The sequence below is a fragment of the Streptomyces sp. R28 genome (assembly GCF_041052385.1).
Classification (GTDB): domain Bacteria; phylum Actinomycetota; class Actinomycetes; order Streptomycetales; family Streptomycetaceae; genus Streptomyces.
The window spans coordinates 10,363,986-10,381,790 of the sequence record NZ_CP163439.1 but is presented as its reverse complement, the minus strand read 5'-3'; the positions used below and the strand labels follow the sequence as shown (position 1 = coordinate 10,381,790).

Below are 17,805 nucleotides of genomic sequence, written 5' to 3'. Positions count from 1 at the left end.
TTCCTGGGGGGACATGAACGCAGTGCGCATTGCTGCTCCTCTGTGCGTGACGACGGGTGCGGTGCAGTTCAGCAGGACCGGCCCCGCGCAGGCAATGGATTAACGCTCAACGAACCCTCCCCTCAGCGCTCGCCGCGTCACTGCCGCAGCCATAGAGTGACGTACATCACGCCCGGCCGATGTTCCCCCTCCCCCCGATCGGCCTCTGGAGGGCACATGACTCACATCTCGGTGAAGGTGGACGGCACGACGTACGAGGACGACGTGGAGCCCCGTCTCCTCCTGATCCACTATCTGCGCGACCGCCTCGGCCTGACCGGCACCCCGATCGGCTGCGACACCACGAGCTGCGGGACCTGCACCATCGAACTGGACGGCACCGCCGTCAAGAGCTGCAGCGTGCTCGCCGTCCAGGCGGACGGGTGCGAGGTGACCACCGTCCAGGGGCTGGCCCACGACGGCGACTGGACCGCCCTGCAGCGGGCCTTCCACGAGCGGCACGCGCTCCAGTGCGGCTACTGCACCCCGGGCATGATCATGGCGGCCCGCGATCTGCTGCGCGAGCACCCGCATCCCACGCCGGACGAGGTACGGCACGGCCTGGAGGGCAATCTCTGCCGCTGCACCGGCTACCAGAACATCGTGCGGGCTGTGCTGGACGTCTCCGAAGAGGAGGTCACGGCATGAGCGGGACCGTCGAACGCGAGGTCGGCCGCGCCCGGACCCGCAAGGAGGACGCCCACCTGATCACCGGGCAGACCAACTGGACCGACAACATCAGCGTCAACGGACTGCTGCACCTGTCGATCCTGCGCAGCCCGATGGCGCACGCCCGCATCGACCGCGTCGATGTGTCGGCGGCCCTCGAACTCCCCGGCGTCATCGCCGCGTTCAGCGGCCGCGACCTCGCGCAGGAGATGGGCTCCCTGCCCTGCGCCTGGCCCGTCGCCGAGGACACGGTGGTGCCGGACCACCCGCCGATCGCCGTCGACGAGGTGCGCTACGCCGGCGACCCGGTGGCGGTCGTGGTGGCCCGCGACCGGTACACGGCCGCCGACGCGCTGGAGGCGATCGAGGTCGACTACACCCCGCTGCCCGCCGCCTTGGACATCGAGGGTTCGCTGGCCGAGGGCACCGCGCTGGTCCACTCCGACAAGGGCACCAACCGCTGCTACGGCTACCACTCGGCGAGCGGCGACTACGCGGCCGCCAAGGCGCGGGCCGACGTCGTCGTGACCCGCCGCTACCACCAGCAGCGCCTCATCCCGACCGCGATGGAGCCCCGCGCCGTCGTGGTCACCCCGCTCGCCGCGTCCGGCGACTTCACCCTCTACTCCTCCACCCAGGTCCCGCACGTCCTGCGGGTCCTGCTCGCCGTCACCACCGGCATCCCGGAGAACAAGATCCGCGTCGTCGCCCCCGACGTCGGCGGCGGATTCGGCTCGAAACTCCAGGTCTACGGCGAGGAAGTGATCACCCTCGTCCTCGCCAAGCGCCTGGGCCGGCCCCTGAAGTGGACCGAGTCCCGCTCCGAGGCCAACGTCGCCACCCACCACGGCCGCAGCCAGGTCCAGGACATCGAGATCGCCGCCCGCCGCGACGGCACCGTGCTGGGCCTGAAGGTCTCGCTGCTGGCCGACATGGGCGCGTACCTGATGCTGCTCAGCCCGGGCATCCCGATCCTCGGTGCCTCCATGTACCCGGCGATCTACAAGATGGGGGCCTACGACTTCTCCTGCACCGGCGTCTTCACCAACCGCACCCCGATCGACGCCTACCGCGGAGCGGGCCGCCCGGAGGCGACGTACGCGATCGAACGGATCATGGACGACCTGGCCGCCGAACTCGGCATGGACCCCGTCGACCTGCGGCGCCACAACTGGATCCGGCACGAGGAGTTCCCGTACACCACCATCGCGGGGCTCACCTACGACAGCGGCAACTACGAGGCCGCCACCGACAAGGCCCTCGCCCTGTTCGACTACGACAAGCTGCGCGCCGAGCAGGCGGACCGCGTCGACCACGCGGACACCGTGCGCCTTGGCATCGGCGTCTCCACGTACACGGAGATGTGCGGCCTGGCGCCGAGCCGCTGGCTGGGCGAGATGCGCTACGCCGCGGGTGGCTGGGAGGCGGCGAGCATCCGGGTGCTGCCCACCGGCAAGGTCGAGGTCATCACCGGCACCAGCCCGCACGGACAGGGCCATGTGACGTCCTGGAGCCAGATCGCCGCCGACGCCCTGGGGGTGCCGTTCGAGGACGTCGAGGTCATGCACGGAGACACCATGCTGGCGACGCACGGCATGGACACCTACGGTTCGCGCTCGCTCGTCGTCGGGGGCGTCGCCGTCCACGAGGCGGCACGCAAGGTGGTGGACAAGGCCCGCAAGGTCGCAGCCCACCTGCTGGAGGCCAACGAGGCCGACCTCGACTTCGCGGACGGCGCCTTCACCGTCAAGGGCTCTCCCGAGGCCCGCAAGACCATCCAGGAGGTGGCCTTCGCGACCTTCTCCTCGCACGACCTGCCCGACGGCATGGAACCGTCGATCAACGCCGAGCACGTCCTCGACCCCGACACGTTCTCGTTCCCGCACGGCACCCACCTGTGCGCTGTCGAGGTCGACACCGAGACGGGCGCCGTGCACATCCGGTCGTACGTGTGCGTCGACGACGTCGGCAAGGTGATCAACCCGCTGATCGTCGAGGGCCAGCTGCACGGCGGCATCGCCCAGGGCATCGCCCAGGCGCTGTACGAGGAGGCCGTCTACGACGAGGAGGGCAACCTGGTCACCGGCACGCTGGCCGACTATCTGGTGCCGGGCGCCCCGGACCTGCCCGAGTTCGTCACCGACCGCACCGAGACACCGGCGACCTCCAACCCGCTGGGCGTCAAGGGGGTCGGTGAGGCGGGCACGATCGCCTCGACGCCGGCCGTGGTCAACGCGGTCGTGGACGCCCTGCGCCCCTTCGGTGTCCAGGACATCCGCATGCCCTGCACACCCGAACGGGTCTGGCAGGCCGTTCGGTCCGGGAAGTCCGGTAAGGAGGTGGCGGCATGATTCCCCCCGCATTCGAGTACGCCCGTCCCAGCAGCGTCGACGAGGCGGTGCGCACGCTCGCCGACGCGGGCGAGGACGCCAAGGTGCTGGCCGGCGGGCAGAGCCTGCTGCCGCTCATGAGGCTGCGGCTGGCCTTCCCGGAGCTCGTCGTGGACGTCAACCGGATCCCCGAGCTGCGCGGGGTCCGGGAGGACGGCGACACGCTGGTCATCGGCGCGATGACCACACACCACGACGTCATCGCGGATCCGCTGGTCCGACGGCACGCGGGCCTGCTGGCGGCCGCGACCTCGACGGTGGCGGACCCGGCCGTACGGCACCGGGGCACCCTCGGCGGGTCGCTCGCGCACGCCGACCCGGCCGGGGACCTGCCCGCGGTGGTGCTGGTGATGGACGCTGAGCTGGTGGCCCAGGGGCCGCGCGGCCGGCGCACGATCCCGGCGCGGGAGTTCTTCGTCGACTATCTGCAGTCCGCGCTGGCGCCCGACGAACTGCTGGTCGAGGTCCGGATCCCGAAGGCGGACGGCTGGGGCTTCCGCTACGAGAAGTTCCACCGGGTCGCCCAGGCCTGGCCCATCGTCGGCGTGGCCGCGCTGGTGCGGCGCGACGACGGGCACATCGCCGAAGCACGCGTCGGGCTCACCAACATGGGCACCACGCCCCTGCGGGCCCCGGCCGCCGAGGAGGCGCTGTCCGGCGCCGGGGATCCGGACGCCGTGGCGCAGGCCGCCCAGGAGGCGGCGCAGGGCACGCGGCCGTCCCAGGACACCTCGGCCTCACCCGAGTACCGGGCGCATCTGGCGCGGGTGCTCACCAAGCGGGCGGTGCTGGCGGCCGCCGGGATGGGGTGAGCGACGATCACCGGCGTGGGCGGCCCGATCATCGGCATGGACGGCCCGGAGCAGGTGCGGGCCCGCCTGGAGGCGACGGGGTACCTCGTCGACGACGGGCTGGCCGTCGCCTGCTTCCTGGCCCTGCGGCTCGGCTGGCCGCTCTTCTGCGAGGGCGACGCGGGCGTCGGCAAGACCGCGCTCGCCTCCGCCCTCGCCGAGGCGCTCGACGCCCCGCTGATCCGGTTGCAGTGCCACGAGGGCATCGACGCCTCGCAGGCCCTGTACGACTGGGACTTCCCACGTCAGCTGCTGCATCTGCGGGCCGCCGAGGCCGCCGGCGTCACCGACTCCGACCTTCTCGAGGGTCAGCTGTACGACCGGCGCTTCCTGATCGCCCGGCCCTTGCTGCGCGCCCTGGAGACACAGCCGTCCGTGCTGCTGGTCGACGAGATCGACCGGGCCGACGACGAGTTCGAGGCGTTCCTGCTGGAGCTGCTCTCGGAGTACTCGGTCACTGTCCCGGAGCTGGGCACCCTGCGGGCCGAAGTACCGCCGGTGGTGGTGCTGACCTCCAACCGCACGCGCGAGGTCCACGACGCGCTCAAGCGGCGCTGCCTGTACCACTGGTTCGACCATCCCGACTTCGCCCGCGAACTGGCCATCGTGCGGCGGCGGTTGCCGCAGGTGTCGGCGCGGCTGGCGGAGCAGGTGACGGCCCTGGTGCAGGCGCTGCGCGCGCAGGACCTGCTCAAGCCGCCGGGTGTCGCCGAGACGATCGACTGGGCCGAGGCCCTGGACACACTGGGCGCCGGCGAGGTGAGCGCGGAGCTGGCGGTGGCGACGCTGGGTTCGGTGCTGAAGTACCGGGAGGACGCCGAGCGGGCACGGGGGCTGGACTTCGCGGCGGTGCTCGCGACGCGAGGGGCGTGACCGGCAGGACAGGCGGGAGGGGTACGACAGACGGAACGGGTATGACAGGCGGAACGGATATGGCCGGCGTGACGGGCGTGTTCGCCGCGGACGCCGCGCTCCTGGGCTTCGCCCGTGCCCTGCGCGCGGCGGGCGTCGACGCGAGTGCCGAGCGGGTGCACGCGTTCCTGTGCGCGGTGGACGTCCTGCGGCCGGGCCTGCGGGCGGACGTGTACTGGGCGGGGCGGCTGACGCTGTGCGGGGACCGGGACGACCTGGAGCGGTACGAGCGGGTGTTCGCGTCCTGCTTCGGTGGCGGTGAGCCCGCCGGGCATGCGGTGCCCGCCGCTCCGGCGCCCCGGCTCCGGCTCCTTGTGGGCGACGCGGGCGCCGAGGGCCGTACGCGAGCGCGCGGCGAGCGCGACGCCCCGCCCGCGCCCTCCCTCGCCAGCTCCACGGAGGTCCTCCGCCACCGCGACTTCGCCGGGCTCGACGCCGTCGAGCGCGAACAGGTACGGCGCCTGCTGGCCGCGTTGGCGCTGCGCGGCGCCGTGCGGCGCTCCGCGCGTCGGCGGCCCGCCCGGCGTGGCGAGGTCGATCCGCACCGGACCGTCCGGGAGCTGTTGCGGCGTGGCGGTGAGCCCGCGCTGCCGCGACGGCACGCCCGCACGAATCGGCCGCGCCGGGTCGTGCTGCTCGTGGACGTCAGCGGCTCCATGGCGCCGTACGCGGACGCACTGCTGCGTTTCACGCACGCGGCCGCCCACACCCGAGGCACCGAGGTGTTCACGATCGGCACCCGGCTGACCCGGGTGACCCGGGAGATGTCGCACCGTGATCCGGACCTGGCGATGACCGCGGTCGCGGCGGCGGTGCCCGACTGGCGCGGGGGTACCCGGCTGGGCGAGCTGCTGCGGGCGTTCCTGGATCGCTGGGGGCAGCGGGGCATGGCGCGCGGTGCGATCGTGGTGGTGCTGTCCGACGGCTGGGAGCGCGGCGACCCGGAGCTGCTCGCGGCCCAGATGCGCCGCCTGCACCGGCTGGCACACCGCGTGATCTGGACCAATCCGCGCAAGGCGCGCCCCGGCTACGCACCCCTGGCGGCCGGGATGGCGGCGGCGCTGCCGAGCGTGGACGCCTTCGTCGAGGGGCACAGCCTGGCCGCCCTGGAGCGGCTGGCGGCGGTGGTGAGAGGAGCGGACGATGCGTGACATTCTCCCGGTGCTCGGCGGCTGGTACGCGGCCCGCGCGCCGTTCGGACTCGCCACGGTGGTCGCCACGAGCCGCAGCGCCCCGCGCGACCCCGGAGCCGCGATGGCGGTGGGACCGGACGACGAGGTCGTGGGCAGTGTGTCCGGCGGCTGCGTCGAAGGGGCCGTCTTCGAACTCGCGCAGGAGGTGGTGGCGAACGGCGAGGCGCGGCTGGAGACCTTCGGGTACAGCGACGAGGACGCGTTCGCGGTGGGTCTCACCTGCGGCGGCGAGATCACCCTGCTCGTGCGTCCGGTCACGGCCGTCTCGGATCCGTCCTTCGGCGAGGTCGCGGAGTCGGTCGCGGCGGGCCGGCCGGTGACCGTGGCGACGGTGACCGACGGGCCCGCGCCGCGGGGAGCGGCGCTGGCGGTGTGGCCGGACCGGGTCGCGGGCACGCTCGGCACGTCCGGCCTGGACGTGGCGGTCACCGCCGACGCGCGCGGTGAACTCGCCCTCGGCGCCACGGGTTTGCGGCACTACGGTCCGCACGGCGAGCGCCGCGAGGACGCGGTCACCGTCTTCCTGCACTCCTTCGCGCCGCCGCCGCGCATGCTGGTGTTCGGCGCGATCGACTACGCGGCCGCGGTCGCCGGCATCGGCGACTTCCTCGGCTACCGGGTCACGGTGTGCGACGCCCGCCCGGTCTTCGCCACGCCGAAGCGCTTCCCGGACGGCGTGGAGGTGATCGTTGACTGGCCGCACCGCTACCTGAGCGGCACCGACACCGACGAACGCACCGTGATCTGCGTGCTCACCCACGACCCGAAGTTCGACGTGCCGCTGCTCGAAGAGGCGCTGCGCCGCCCGGCGGCGTACATCGGGGCGATGGGCAGCCGCCGCACGCACGACGACCGGATGCGGCGGCTGGCCGAATCCGGGCTCGGCGAGGGCGAGTTGGCCCGGCTGCGCTCCCCGGTCGGGCTCGACCTCGGGGCCCGTACGCCCGAGGAGGTCGCCGTGTCCGTCGCCGCCGAGATCGTCGCCCTGCGCTGGGGCGGCAGCGGTACCCCGCTGACGGCGACCGCCGGCGCCATCCATCCGCACGGAGCGCGGGTCCGCCCGCAGGGAGTATGAGGGAGGAAGTCATGGAGCTGCACCACGAGTTCACCGTCCCCGTCCCGGTCGACGAGGCCTGGCGCGCGCTGCTCGACATCGAGCGCGTCGCGCCGTGCATGCCCGGGGCGAGCGTCGAGGAGTACGACGGCAGGACCGTGACCGGCGCGGTGAAGGTCAAGGTGGGCCCGATCACCGTGACGTACAAGGGCACCGCGGTCTTCGAGGAGCAGGACGAGTCGGCGCACCACATGGTGCTGAGCGCGAGTGGCCGGGAGACGCGGGGGCAGGGCACCGCACGGGCCACGATGTCCGGCACGCTCAGCGAGCGCGACGGCGGTACGGCCGTGTCGGTGGACACCGATCTGACCGTGACCGGGCGGCCGGCGCAGTTCGGGCGTGGGGTCATGGCCGAGGTGGGTGACCGGCTGGTCGGGCAGTTCGCCGCGTCCCTGTCGCAGCGACTGGCCGAGCCCGCGGGGGGTGCGGCGGTGGCCGAGGAGCAGCTGGAGCAGCCGCTCGATCTGCTCCGCGCGGCCGGGGTGCCGGTGGCGAAGCGGGCCGGGATGGCGGTGGCGACGGCCGGCGTGGTGTTCGGGGCGGTGCTCGGGGTGGCGCGCATCCTGCGGTGGCGGCGGGCCCACCGCAGGTGATCCCGGCGTCCCGATCGGCCCGCGAGTGACTCGAATCCGGGGGTGTAAGGCGGGCGCGAAGGGGTAGGGGGCTCCACAAGGAGGCATTCGTGCCCCCGAACAACGCCTCTGAGCGGGAAGGAGGTCCATGACAGCGCATAGCAGTGTCCGGGCCGCTTCCCTACGTATGGAGCGGCCCGGATCTTGTTGAGGCCGGGTTCTTGTCGAGACGCATGCCCCGTCGACACCGGCTGTCAGCGCGGAGGCAGCCGGTGCAGTTCCACGTCCGTGAGGCGGCCCTCGGCCACGGTGGCGGTCATGTAGGTGCAGTGCGGCCGGCGACGGCGGTCGGTCGGGGAGCCGGGGTTGAGCAGGCGCAGGCCGGTCGGGGCGGTGGTGTCCCAGGGGATGTGGCTGTGTCCGAAGACCAGTACGTCGAGGTCGGGGAAACGGGCGGCGCAGCGCGTCTCGCGGCCCTGCGCGGGCCCGGTCTCGTGGACCACGCCGAAGCGCAGAGCGCCCAGCTCGACGTACGCCACCTCCGGTAGCCGGGCGCGCAGGTCCGGTCCGTCGTTGTTGCCGTGGACCCCGACGAGCCGGGCGCAGCGGCTCTCCAGCAGGTCGAGCGTGGCCGCGTCGACCCAGTCGCCGGCGTGGAACACGACGTCGGCGCGCGGGAGTTCGGCGAGCAGCGGATCAGGCAGTGCCTTGGCGCGCTTGGGCAGGTGGGTGCCGGACATCAGCAGGAGGCGCACGCCGTCAGGCTACCGGCGTGGACGATCTTCCGGCCGGTTCCGCGACGCCGGACGGGCACACGTGACCTCGATACGCACGTGGCCTCGATACGCACGGCATCGATCGTTGAGCGGTGGACAAAAGGCGTGACAGGGTTAGGATTTGGCCACGAACGCCGTAATCCGAGGCAAACGCCCAGCAACCCCTAGGGGGCTCGGAGACCGATGCCGGTCAAGGTCAGCGTGGTCGTCCCGGTGTACAACCCCGGGGTCTATGTCGAGGACTGCATCGCGTCGCTGCTCAGGCAGTCGCTGCCCCCGGACGCGTACGAAGTGATCTTCGTCGACGACGGTTCCACCGACGGCACACCCGCCCGGCTCGACGCGCTCGCCGCCACGGATCCCCGGGTGACCGTCGTTCACCAGGCGAACTCCGGCTGGTCGGGCAAGCCCCGCAATGTCGGGATCGCCGCCGCGCGCGGTGAGTACGTGATGTTCATGGACAACGACGACCACCTCGGCGACGAGGCCCTGGAGCGGATGTACGACTACGGCGTGGCCAACGGCGCCGATGTCGTGGTCGGCAAGATGGCCGGCAAGGGCCGCGCGGTGCCGGTGGAGCTGTTCCGCCGCAACCACCCGCGCGCCACCGTCGCCGACGCGCCGCTGATCGACAGCCTCACCCCGCACAAGATGTTCCGCCGCGCCTTCCTCGACGACATCGGCCTGCGCTTCCCCGAGGGCAGGCGGCGCCTCGAGGACCACGTCTTCGTCACCGAGGCGTACCTGCGCGCGAGCAACGTCTCGGTGCTCAGCGACTACGTCTGCTACTACCACGTCCGCCGGGACGACGCCTCGAACGCCGGCTTCCAGCGCTTCGACCCCGGCGGGTACTTCAAGAACCTCCGGGAGGCCCTGGACGTAGTCGAGCGGTACACCGAGCCGGGCCCACTGCGCGACCGGCTGTTTCGCCGCTGGCTGCGGGTGGAGATGGTCGAGCGGCTGCGCGGGAAGCGTTTCCTCGCCATGCCGGCGGACTATCGCCGGGAGCTGTTCGGGGAGATCCACCAGGTCGTCGTGGAGCGGTTCGGGCCCGCTGTCGCGGCGGGGCTGCAGCCGACGCAGCAGGTCGTCGCCGAGCTGATCGCGGCGGATCGGTACGACGACGTGGAGGCCCTCGCCGAGTGGGAGGCCCGCATCGCGCTCACGGCCGCCCCCGAGCGCGTGGCGTGGGAGGACGGCACGCTGCGGGTCGGCTTCTCGGCCGAGTTCGCGGCCGCAGGTGAGCCGATGACCTTCCCCGCCGTCCCGGCAGCCCGTACGCCACTGGTCGGCCCGCCCGGGGACCTCGCCGCGGCCATCGCCCGGGTGGGCGAGGACACCGTCGCCCGGTTCGGTGAGGCCACCGCTGACCTGCTGCTGCGCGAGCGCTCCAGCGCCGCCCAGTACTTCCAGCCGCTGGAGTTCACCCGGGAGGAGATGCCGGCCGACGACGACGGCCGGGTCCGTCTGGTCCTGCACGCCACCGCAGCCGTCGATCCCGTCACCCTCACACGCGACGGCCTGTGGGACGCGTTCGCCCGCGTCAGGCTGGGCGGCTGGACCAAGGAGTGCCGTCTCGGCCCCGCCCCGCGCGAGGACCGCCCCGCCCCGCACGCCGGCATCGTCGGCGGACACGTGGTCCTGCCGTACTGGACCGCACCGCACGCGAACCTCGCCCTGGACGTGGACCGCGCGACCCACCGGGTCGGCCTCGGCGCCCTCACTCCGAACGACGTCACGGCCTCGGGCGCCCGCGTGCACGCGCTGCTCCCCCTGCACGTCCCCCGCGACGGCACGGACGCCGCACTCCGCCTCACCTCGTCAGGCACCGCCCATGACGTGCCCGCAACCCTGTCCCCGCAAGGGTCCGGGGCCCTGCTGGAGGCCCTCCTACCGCTGGGCGACCTGCGGGGAACGACCTGGCGGACGGCGCTCGGCGCACCTGGCCCGCGCTTCCTCCCGCTGCCGTTCGCCCTGCGGGCCGGTGCCGGCGGAGTGCGCGTGGTACGGGCTCCCCGCCCCAGTGCCCTACGACGGCTGGTCCGCAGGGCACGGCGCAGGCTCGGTACGGCCCTGGGACGGATGGCGGCCCGACGGCGGGCCCGGGCCCGCAGGAGGTGACGGCATGCGACCGCTCGGCATCGAAGGCGCGTGGGCACTGGAGCCCAAGGTCTTCCCGGACGACCGGGGCAGTTTCCACGAGTGGTACCGGGGTGGGGAGTTCCACGAGGCCACCGGCTACGACCTGTCCCTGGCACAGGCGAACTGCTCGGTCTCCCGCTGGGGCGTACTGCGCGGCGTGCACTTCTCGGACGTGCCGCCCGGCCAGGCCAAGTACGTGACGTGTCTACGCGGCGCCGTCCTGGACGTGGTGGTCGACCTCCGCGTCGGCTCCCCCACCTTCGGGCGCTGGGAGGCACTGCGCCTCGACGACGACAGCCGACACGCGCTGTTCCTCGCGGAGGGCCTCGGGCATGCCTTCATGGCGCTCACCGACGAGGCCACCGTGATCTACCTGTGCTCGACGGGCTACACCCCGGAGCGCGAACACGGGGTGCACCCGCTCGACCCCGAACTGGGCATCGCCTGGCCCGAGAACATCCCACCGGTCCTGTCCCCCAAGGACGCACAGGCGCCGTCGCTGGCCGAGGCGCGGGAGACGGGGCTGCTCCCGTCGTACGAGATCTGCGCTGCCCAGCACGAGCCACTGCGCAAGGGACAGTTCGGCGGCAGCTGACGGATCCGCAGCGCCCCTGAGGGGCGTGGGGAACCGCGCGACCAGCCACGACGGCGCAGCAGCCGAACGACCGCACATCGCGGCACTACGGACGGCTGCCGAGCGCTCCTTCAACCGCCTTCCTCAACGGCTCCCAGCCCCGAGCCCGCCCCACACCCCACGCCCGAGCCCGCCCGAGCGGCCGCCAGAAACCCGCCCCGAGCAGCACCTCGGGCGCCACCGCCCCCGCCCGGTCCAGGATCGTCTCGGGGACCTTCTGCGGATCGGGAACGTCGTACTCGGCGACGATCTCGTCGTACCGCTCACGCAGCACCCGATTGCCGGGATCGGCGCCGAGGACGACGAGCTGCCCGGTCGGCCGGGTGTCGACGAGAACGGTCACCAGGTCGGGGCGACAGCGCCCGAGGATCTCGGCGATCTTGTAGACGTCCCCGGTCCAGGCACCGGTGTGCCGGTCGCGGGCCGCCTCGTCGACGTTGCGCGGCAGCATGTCGTCGAAGACGATCACGCTGGTCCAGTCGGAGTGCCGCTCGATGTTCATGAAGTCCCGCAGCGCGTACTCGAACAGGTGCATGCCGTCGATGAACGACAGGTCGAGGACGGTTCCCCGCCAGTACCCGAGCGGACTGCGGCCCCGGCGCAGGTTGCGCAGGGGATGACGGCCGCCCTTGAGGTGGACGAGCGGGTTGTCGCGGGCGAAGAAGTCGTCACTGGTGGCCTTGACCAGGTGGACGTCGCACCGGATCTCCGTGACGACCTTGAAGGCGGGATCGACGGCGATGGTGGGGACGCGGGAGAGTCTGAGGCTGCGGCCGTCGTTGACGCCGATCTCCAGGTAGTTGCGGTTTCCGCTGACCTTGTGCAGTTCCCGGAGGAACTCATGGCGTTTCACGGAGGGTCTCCTTGCGGATCCGGGGCAGTGCCTCGTGCAGAGCGGTGCGCCAGTCGCGCGCTCGGGCGAGGCCGAGCCGCTGCCGACGGCTCTGCGCGAGGACGCTGTACGCGGGACGGGGCGCCGGCCGGGGGAAGGCCTCGCTGGTGACGGGGCGCACCCGGTCGGGATCGGCGCCGAGGAGCCGGAACACCTCGCGGGCCAGGTCGTACCAGGTGGCCTCGCCGGAGTCGGTGGCGTGGACGATGCCGCTCGTGTCACGGCCGACGCGCGGGCCGAGGTCGGCGATGAGCGCGGCGACGTCGGCGCTCCAGGTGGGCTGGCCGCGCTGGTCGTCGACGACGTCGACGGTGTCCCGGCTCGCCTCCAGCTCGATCATCGTGCGGACGAAACTGCGGCCGTGGACGCCGTACAGCCAGGCGGTGCGCACGATGGCGCTCGCCGCCGGGAGTTCGTCCAGTACGGCCCGCTCGCCGGCGAGTTTGGTGCGGCCGTAGGCCGTGCGCGGGTCGGTGGGATGGTTCTCCGCGTAGGGGGTCCGCGCGTCGCCGGCGAAGACGTAGTCGGTGGAGACGTGGATCAGGCGGGCCTCGTAGGTGGTGCAGGTGTGGGCCAGCAGGCCCGGGCCGTCGCCGTTGACGCGCAGGGCTCGTCTCTCGTCCTTCTCGGCGTCGTCGACGGCCGTGTACGCGGCACAGTTGACGACCACGTCGGGGTGGTACGCGGCGAGGGCGCGGTCGACGGCGTCGGGGCTGGTGACGTCGAGGGCGCCGTGGTCGAGGCCGGTCACCGGCTCACCGCGCGCGCGGAGTTCCTCGACCATGTCGTGGCCGAGCATGCCGCCCGCGCCGGTGACCAGCCACCTCATCCGTGCTCCTCGTCCACGTGGCGCTTGAGGGGTTCCCACCAGGCGCGGTGGTCGCGGTACCAGGCGACGGTGTCGGCGAGGCCCGACGCGAAGTCGTGGCGGGGGCGGTAGCCGAGTTCGGTGCGGGCCTTGGTCCAGTCGACGGAGTAGCGCAGGTCGTGGCCCTTGCGGTCCGCCACGTGCTCGACCCGGTCCCAGTCGGCGCCGCATGCCTCCAGCAGCAGGGCGGTGAGGTCCCTGTTGCTCAACTCGGTGCCGCCGCCGATGTTGTAGATGGCGCCGGGGTGGCCCTTGGTGCGGACGAGTTCGACGGCGTGGCAGTGGTCGTCGACGTGCAGCCAGTCGCGGACGTTGAGGCCCTCGCCGTAGAGGGGGACCTGCTCGCCGTCGAGGAGGTTGGTGATGAAGAGCGGGACGACCTTCTCGGGGAACTGGCGCGGGCCGTAGTTGTTGGAGCAGCGGGTGACGCGGACGTCCAGGCCGTGGGTGCGGTGGTAGGCGAGGGCGAGCAGGTCGGAGGAGGCCTTGGAGGCGGAGTACGGCGAGCTGGGCCGCAGGGTGTCCTCCTCCGTGGCCGAACCGGTCTCCACGGAGCCGTAGACCTCGTCCGTCGATATGTGCACGAAGGGGGCGACGCCGTAGCGCAGGGCCGCGTCCAGCAGGGTCTGGGTGCCGAGCACGTTGGTGAGGACGAAGTCGGCGGCGCCGGTGATGGAGCGGTCCACATGGGACTCGGCGGCGAAGTGCACCACCTGGTCGGCCTCGGCCATGAGCTTGTCGACCAGCTCGGCGTCGCGGATGTCGCCTCGTACGAACTCCAGCCGGGGGTGGTCGAGTTCGAGGTTGTCGAGGGTGCCGGCGTAGGTGAGCTTGTCCAGCACCGTGATGCGTGGTGCCTCGGGTGCGCCGGGTGCGTTCGGTGCGTCGCGGGCGAGCAGCGTGCGGACGTAGGCCGAGCCGATGAAGCCGGCGGCGCCGGTGACGAGAAGGTTCATGTGTGGATCTGCACCTTGCTGTGGTCTCCGAGGACGAGGCGGTGGGCGCTGGGGACGCTGGGCGCGGGGGTGACCTCGACGTGCCGTCCGATGAGCGAGGACTCGATCCGGCCCACCCCGTCGATCGAGGAGTCCCGCAGCACGATGGAGAACTCCAACTCGCTGTCGGTGATACGGCAGTTCTCCGCGATGGAGGTGAAGGGGCCGACGTAGGAGTCCTCGACGACGGTGCCGGTGCCGACGACGGCGGGGCCGACGATGCGCGAGTTGACGATGCGCGCCCCCTCCTCGACGACCACCCGTCCGACGGTCTCCGACGCTTCGTCGACGTCGCCGTCGATGCGGCGCGCGAGGCCCTCCAGGACGGTCCGGTTGACCTCCAGCATGTCGGTGACGTTCCCGGTGTCCTTCCAGTAGCCCTCGATGACCGTGCAGCGCACGTCGGCGCGGGCGTCGATCAGGTGTTGGAGGGCGTGGGTGATCTCCAACTCGCCGCGCCAGGACGGTGTGATGGCGCGGACCGCGTCGTGGATCACCGGCGTGAACAGATAGACGCCGACCAGGGCGAGGTCGCTCTTGGGGTGCTCCGGTTTCTCCTCCAGGCCGATCACCTGTCCCGCGTCGTCGAGTTCGGCGACGCCGAAGGAGCGCGGGTCCTTCACGCGGGTGAGCAGGATCTGGGCGTCGGGGCGGTGGGCGCGGAACTGCTCGACGAGGTCGGTGATTCCGCCGACGACGAAGTTGTCGCCGAGGTACATCACGAAGTCGTCGTCGCCGAGGTAGTCGCGGGCGATCAGGACGGCGTGGGCCAGGCCCAGCGGGCGTTCCTGAGGGATGTAGGTGATCTCCAGACCGAACTTGGACCCGTCACCGACCGCGTCCTGGATCTCCGCGGCGGTGTCACCGACGATCACGCCGACGTCGGTGACACCGGCCGCGGCGATGGATTCCAGCCCGTAGAAGAGCACGGCCTTGTTGGCCACCGGCACGAGCTGTTTGGCCGAAGTGTGTGTGATCGGCCTCAAGCGCGTACCGGCGCCGCCGGACAGCACGAGAGCCTTCATCGGTTCACCTTAGCCCCGATTTCCCCGATTTGACTGTCTCGGGATTGGCTTGTTCGCCGCTTCCGGGCCGTCGGACGTTCACCGGAATCCGGCCTCACCCGCCCAGTGCGATCTCGCTCCACACCTGTTTTCCGCCACTGACCGGCACCGTTCCCCACGCCGCCGACACGGCCTCGACCAGGAGGATGCCCCGGCCGCCGGTGGCCTCCCAGCTGATGCTTGCCGGTTTGACCGGCGTGCGGGGTGAGGCGTCGGCAACCGCCACCCGCAGCCGGTGGTTGACGAAGGTGAGGTCGAGGCGGACCCGGCCGTCGGTGTGCACGAGGGCGTTGGTGACGAGCTCGGAGACGACGAGCAGAACGGCGTCCCTGCCCTGCGGCGGCACGCCCCAGGAGCGCAGGGTGCGCCGGGTGAAGCGGCGGGCGTGGCCGACGGCCTGCGGGACGCGCCACACCGTCCAGCTCTCGCGCAGCGGGCGCACGGCCATGCCCTCGTAGCGCATGAGGAGCAGGGCGATGTCGTCGCTGCGGCGCGCGCCCACGAGCAGGGCGTCGGCGACGAGGCCGAGGTGCGCGGGGTCGGTGAGGGCGAGTTCGTGCGCGAACCGGTCCATCCCGGCGTCGATGTCGGTGTCGGTGTCGGGGGACTCGACGAGGCCGTCGGTGGTGAGGGCGACCACGGTGCCGGGCCGGAGGCTGAGCGGGCTCATCGGGAAGTCGGCCTCCCGCAGCACGCCGAGCGGGGGCCCGCCCTCCGCCTCGGCGATCTCCGTGCTTCCGTCCGGGTGGCGCAGCACCGGCGGGAGGTGACCGGCGCGCACGCACCAGGCGGAGCCCTCCTCCAGATCGACGTCCACGTAGCAGCAGGTGGCGAAGAGGTCGGTCTCCATGTCCATGAGGAGGCGGTTGGCGTGGTGGACCACCACGTCCGGCGGGTGCCCTTCGACGGCGTAGGCGCGCAGCGCGGTGCGCATCTGGCCCATGAGGGTGGCGGCGGCCGCGCTGTGGCCCTGGACGTCGCCGATGACGAGGGCCACGTGGTTGTCGGGCAGCGGGATCACGTCGTACCAGTCGCCGCCGACCTCCAGTCCTGCCGTGGTGGGCAGATAGCGGGCGACGGCCTCCGCGCCGGGCAGCCGGGGCAGTCGGCGGGGCAGCAGCTGGCGCTGGAGCATGCCGACGAGTTCGTGTTCGGCGTCGAAGGCGCGGGCGCGCAGCAGGGCCTGGCCGGCGAGGCCGGCGGAGGCGGTGAGCAGGGCGCGTTCGTCGGGGCCGAAGTCGTGCGGGGCGTCCCAGCCGATCAGGCAGACGCCGGCCATGCGGCCCCCGGCGGGCAGGGGCAGGACCGCGAGACCGCCCGGCCCGACATCGGCGAGGGCGGGCTCCAGCGGGGTGCCGGCGGGCCAGATCTGGGCGCGGCCCTCGCGCAGGGCCGCGGCGAGGGTGGGCATGGCCCGTACCGGCGCGTCCGGCCACTCGGCACGCCACTCCATGCGCCACAGCTGCGGCCAGGACTCGGGTTCGGGCGGGTCGAGGACGATGACGACGAGACGGTCGTTCTCCAGCTCGGCGAGCGCGATGCGGTCGGCGCGCAGCGGCTTGCGCAGGGCGGTGACCACGGCCTGGCTGACGTCGCGGACGGTGCCCGCGACGGCGAGGGCGGCGGCGAGACGCTGCACGCGGGCCACGTCGGTGACCTCGGCGCGCAGTGTGGAGGTGTCGGCGACGGTGCCGACGAGGCGGGCCGGGTGGCCCTCGCCGCCGGGCAGGAGTCGGCCGCGCAGCCTGAGCCACTTGGGCGGTCCGGTGGGCTGCAGGACCCGGAACTCCAGCTCACGGTCGCCGATGGACATGTGGCCGGCCTCGACGACGGACATCAGCGACGGCAGGTCCTCCGGGACGGTCAGGCCCAGCAGGGTCTCGACCTTGCCGTCGAAGTCGTCCGGGCCGAGGCCGAACAGCTCCAGGATGTCGTCACCGACCTCGACGCGGCCGCTGTCCATGGCGAGGTTGAAGGCTCCTGCCGGCAGCTCGCCGCCCTCGGCGGCCGCGGGCAGGGCGGGAAAGGCGACGGCCTCGGCGACCAGCTCCAGGCACGCGCGGTCCGCGGTGCCGAAGCCGCCCGGGCCCTCGCTCACGGCCAGCAGACAGCCGGCGCCGTCGTCGCCATGGGCGGGGAGGACGGCCAGGTGGAAGTCCCGCGACGGCGCCCGTCGCGACGCCGCGGAGTCGGCGATCTCCGCCGGGGCGAGCCACACGGAGCGGCCGGTGCGGTGGGCGTCGGCGACCGGGGACCGTCCGGCCAGGGCGTATCCGTCGCGCAGTCCGTACAGGGTCCGGGGCACGCCGACGGACTCGATCAGGCACAGCAGCTCGCCGTCCTCGCTCGGCGTGTACACGGCGGCGAAGGAGGCTCCGCCGAAGACGAGGGCCTGCTCCAGGACCCGGCGCAGTCGCTCTGGCGAGTCCGGCTCGACGGCCAACGCCTTCAGGGCGCCTTCGACGCGCAGACTCCTCGCCCTGCGTTCCGCGGCGCCCTCATTGACCACGTCAGCCATTACAGCGCTTATGAGACACCTGCGCAGCCCCTGTGACGGTTCGGTGGAGCGTCGACGAGGGTGGCGCTCGAAATCCTCCGAACAGTTCTTGACGCATGCGTTCCGCACGGTGATCTCGTGACAGCCATGACTGTCCGTGCCCGCCCGGCCGCTGGAAGTCTCGGCGTCGGGCCACG

At 72.4% G+C, this 17,805-nt stretch carries 15 protein-coding genes; 9 read left to right on the top strand and 6 right to left on the bottom strand.

Features of this window, described 5'->3' with window-relative positions:
- The first annotated feature begins 216 nt into the window (after positions 1-216).
- Genes AB5J49_RS45310 through AB5J49_RS45280 form a run of 7 tightly spaced genes read left to right on the top strand, consistent with a single transcriptional unit; the run spans position 217 to position 7,761 of the window.
- Positions 217-687: a (2Fe-2S)-binding protein gene (locus AB5J49_RS45310; RefSeq protein WP_369174699.1), complete on the top strand. Its 471-nt coding sequence runs from the start codon at positions 217-219 to the stop codon at positions 685-687.
- Positions 684-3,059 (top strand): xanthine dehydrogenase family protein molybdopterin-binding subunit, encoded by a 2,376-nt coding sequence (locus tag AB5J49_RS45305; RefSeq protein ID WP_369174698.1) that lies wholly within the window; start codon positions 684-686, stop codon positions 3,057-3,059. The genes AB5J49_RS45310 and AB5J49_RS45305 overlap by 4 nt, the downstream gene beginning before the upstream one ends.
- The gene (locus AB5J49_RS45300; RefSeq protein ID WP_369174697.1) at positions 3,056-3,910 is read left to right on the top strand and encodes a xanthine dehydrogenase family protein subunit M; all 855 of its coding nucleotides are present in this window, start codon (positions 3,056-3,058) and stop codon (positions 3,908-3,910) included. Before AB5J49_RS45305 ends, AB5J49_RS45300 begins: the two co-directional genes overlap by 4 nt.
- 36 nt (positions 3,911-3,946) lie before the next feature.
- Entirely contained in the window at positions 3,947-4,822 is an 876-nt protein-coding gene (locus tag AB5J49_RS45295) for an AAA family ATPase (protein WP_369175465.1), read from the top strand.
- 59 nt (positions 4,823-4,881) lie between these two features.
- Positions 4,882-6,012: a VWA domain-containing protein gene (locus AB5J49_RS45290; RefSeq protein ID WP_369174696.1), complete on the top strand. Its 1,131-nt coding sequence runs from the start codon at positions 4,882-4,884 to the stop codon at positions 6,010-6,012.
- Positions 6,005-7,129: an XdhC family protein gene (locus AB5J49_RS45285; protein ID WP_369174695.1), complete on the top strand. Its 1,125-nt coding sequence runs from the start codon at positions 6,005-6,007 to the stop codon at positions 7,127-7,129. Before AB5J49_RS45290 ends, AB5J49_RS45285 begins: the two co-directional genes overlap by 8 nt.
- Before the next feature lie 11 nt (positions 7,130-7,140).
- A complete protein-coding gene (locus tag AB5J49_RS45280; protein WP_369174694.1) occupies positions 7,141-7,761 on the top strand; it encodes an SRPBCC family protein in 621 nt (206 codons plus the stop codon).
- 233 nt (positions 7,762-7,994) lie between these two features.
- Here AB5J49_RS45280 and AB5J49_RS45275 read toward each other — a convergent pair whose 3' ends face one another.
- A complete protein-coding gene (locus tag AB5J49_RS45275) occupies positions 7,995-8,495 on the bottom strand; it encodes a metallophosphoesterase (protein WP_369174693.1) in 501 nt (166 codons plus the stop codon).
- A gap of 204 nt (positions 8,496-8,699) precedes the next feature.
- On the opposite strand from AB5J49_RS45275, the gene AB5J49_RS45270 reads away from it, so the two are divergent.
- A complete protein-coding gene (locus tag AB5J49_RS45270) occupies positions 8,700-10,637 on the top strand; it encodes a glycosyltransferase (RefSeq protein ID WP_369174692.1) in 1,938 nt (645 codons plus the stop codon).
- A gap of 4 nt (positions 10,638-10,641) precedes the next feature.
- On the top strand, positions 10,642-11,253 hold the full coding sequence (gene rfbC / locus AB5J49_RS45265) for a dTDP-4-dehydrorhamnose 3,5-epimerase (protein ID WP_369174691.1): 612 nt from the start codon (positions 10,642-10,644) through the stop codon (positions 11,251-11,253).
- Positions 11,254-11,338: 85 nt separating this feature from the next.
- Here rfbC and AB5J49_RS45260 read toward each other — a convergent pair whose 3' ends face one another.
- From AB5J49_RS45260 to AB5J49_RS45240, 5 genes are all read right to left on the bottom strand, one after another.
- Positions 11,339-12,145 (bottom strand): class I SAM-dependent methyltransferase, encoded by an 807-nt coding sequence (locus tag AB5J49_RS45260; protein WP_369174690.1) that lies wholly within the window; start codon positions 12,143-12,145, stop codon positions 11,339-11,341.
- Positions 12,132-13,013, bottom strand: a complete 882-nt coding sequence (rfbD, locus tag AB5J49_RS45255) for a dTDP-4-dehydrorhamnose reductase (protein WP_369174689.1) — start codon at positions 13,011-13,013, stop codon at positions 12,132-12,134. Before rfbD ends, AB5J49_RS45260 begins: the two co-directional genes overlap by 14 nt.
- Positions 13,010-14,008, bottom strand: coding sequence for a dTDP-glucose 4,6-dehydratase (gene rfbB / locus AB5J49_RS45250; RefSeq protein ID WP_369174688.1), 999 nt, complete (start codon positions 14,006-14,008; stop codon positions 13,010-13,012). The genes rfbD and rfbB overlap by 4 nt, the downstream gene beginning before the upstream one ends.
- The gene (locus tag AB5J49_RS45245) at positions 14,005-15,072 is read right to left on the bottom strand and encodes a glucose-1-phosphate thymidylyltransferase (RefSeq protein WP_369174687.1); all 1,068 of its coding nucleotides are present in this window, start codon (positions 15,070-15,072) and stop codon (positions 14,005-14,007) included. The genes rfbB and AB5J49_RS45245 overlap by 4 nt, the downstream gene beginning before the upstream one ends.
- Before the next feature lie 94 nt (positions 15,073-15,166).
- On the bottom strand, positions 15,167-17,629 hold the full coding sequence (locus AB5J49_RS45240) for a SpoIIE family protein phosphatase (protein ID WP_369174686.1): 2,463 nt from the start codon (positions 17,627-17,629) through the stop codon (positions 15,167-15,169).
- Between the last annotated feature and the right edge of the window lie 176 nt (positions 17,630-17,805).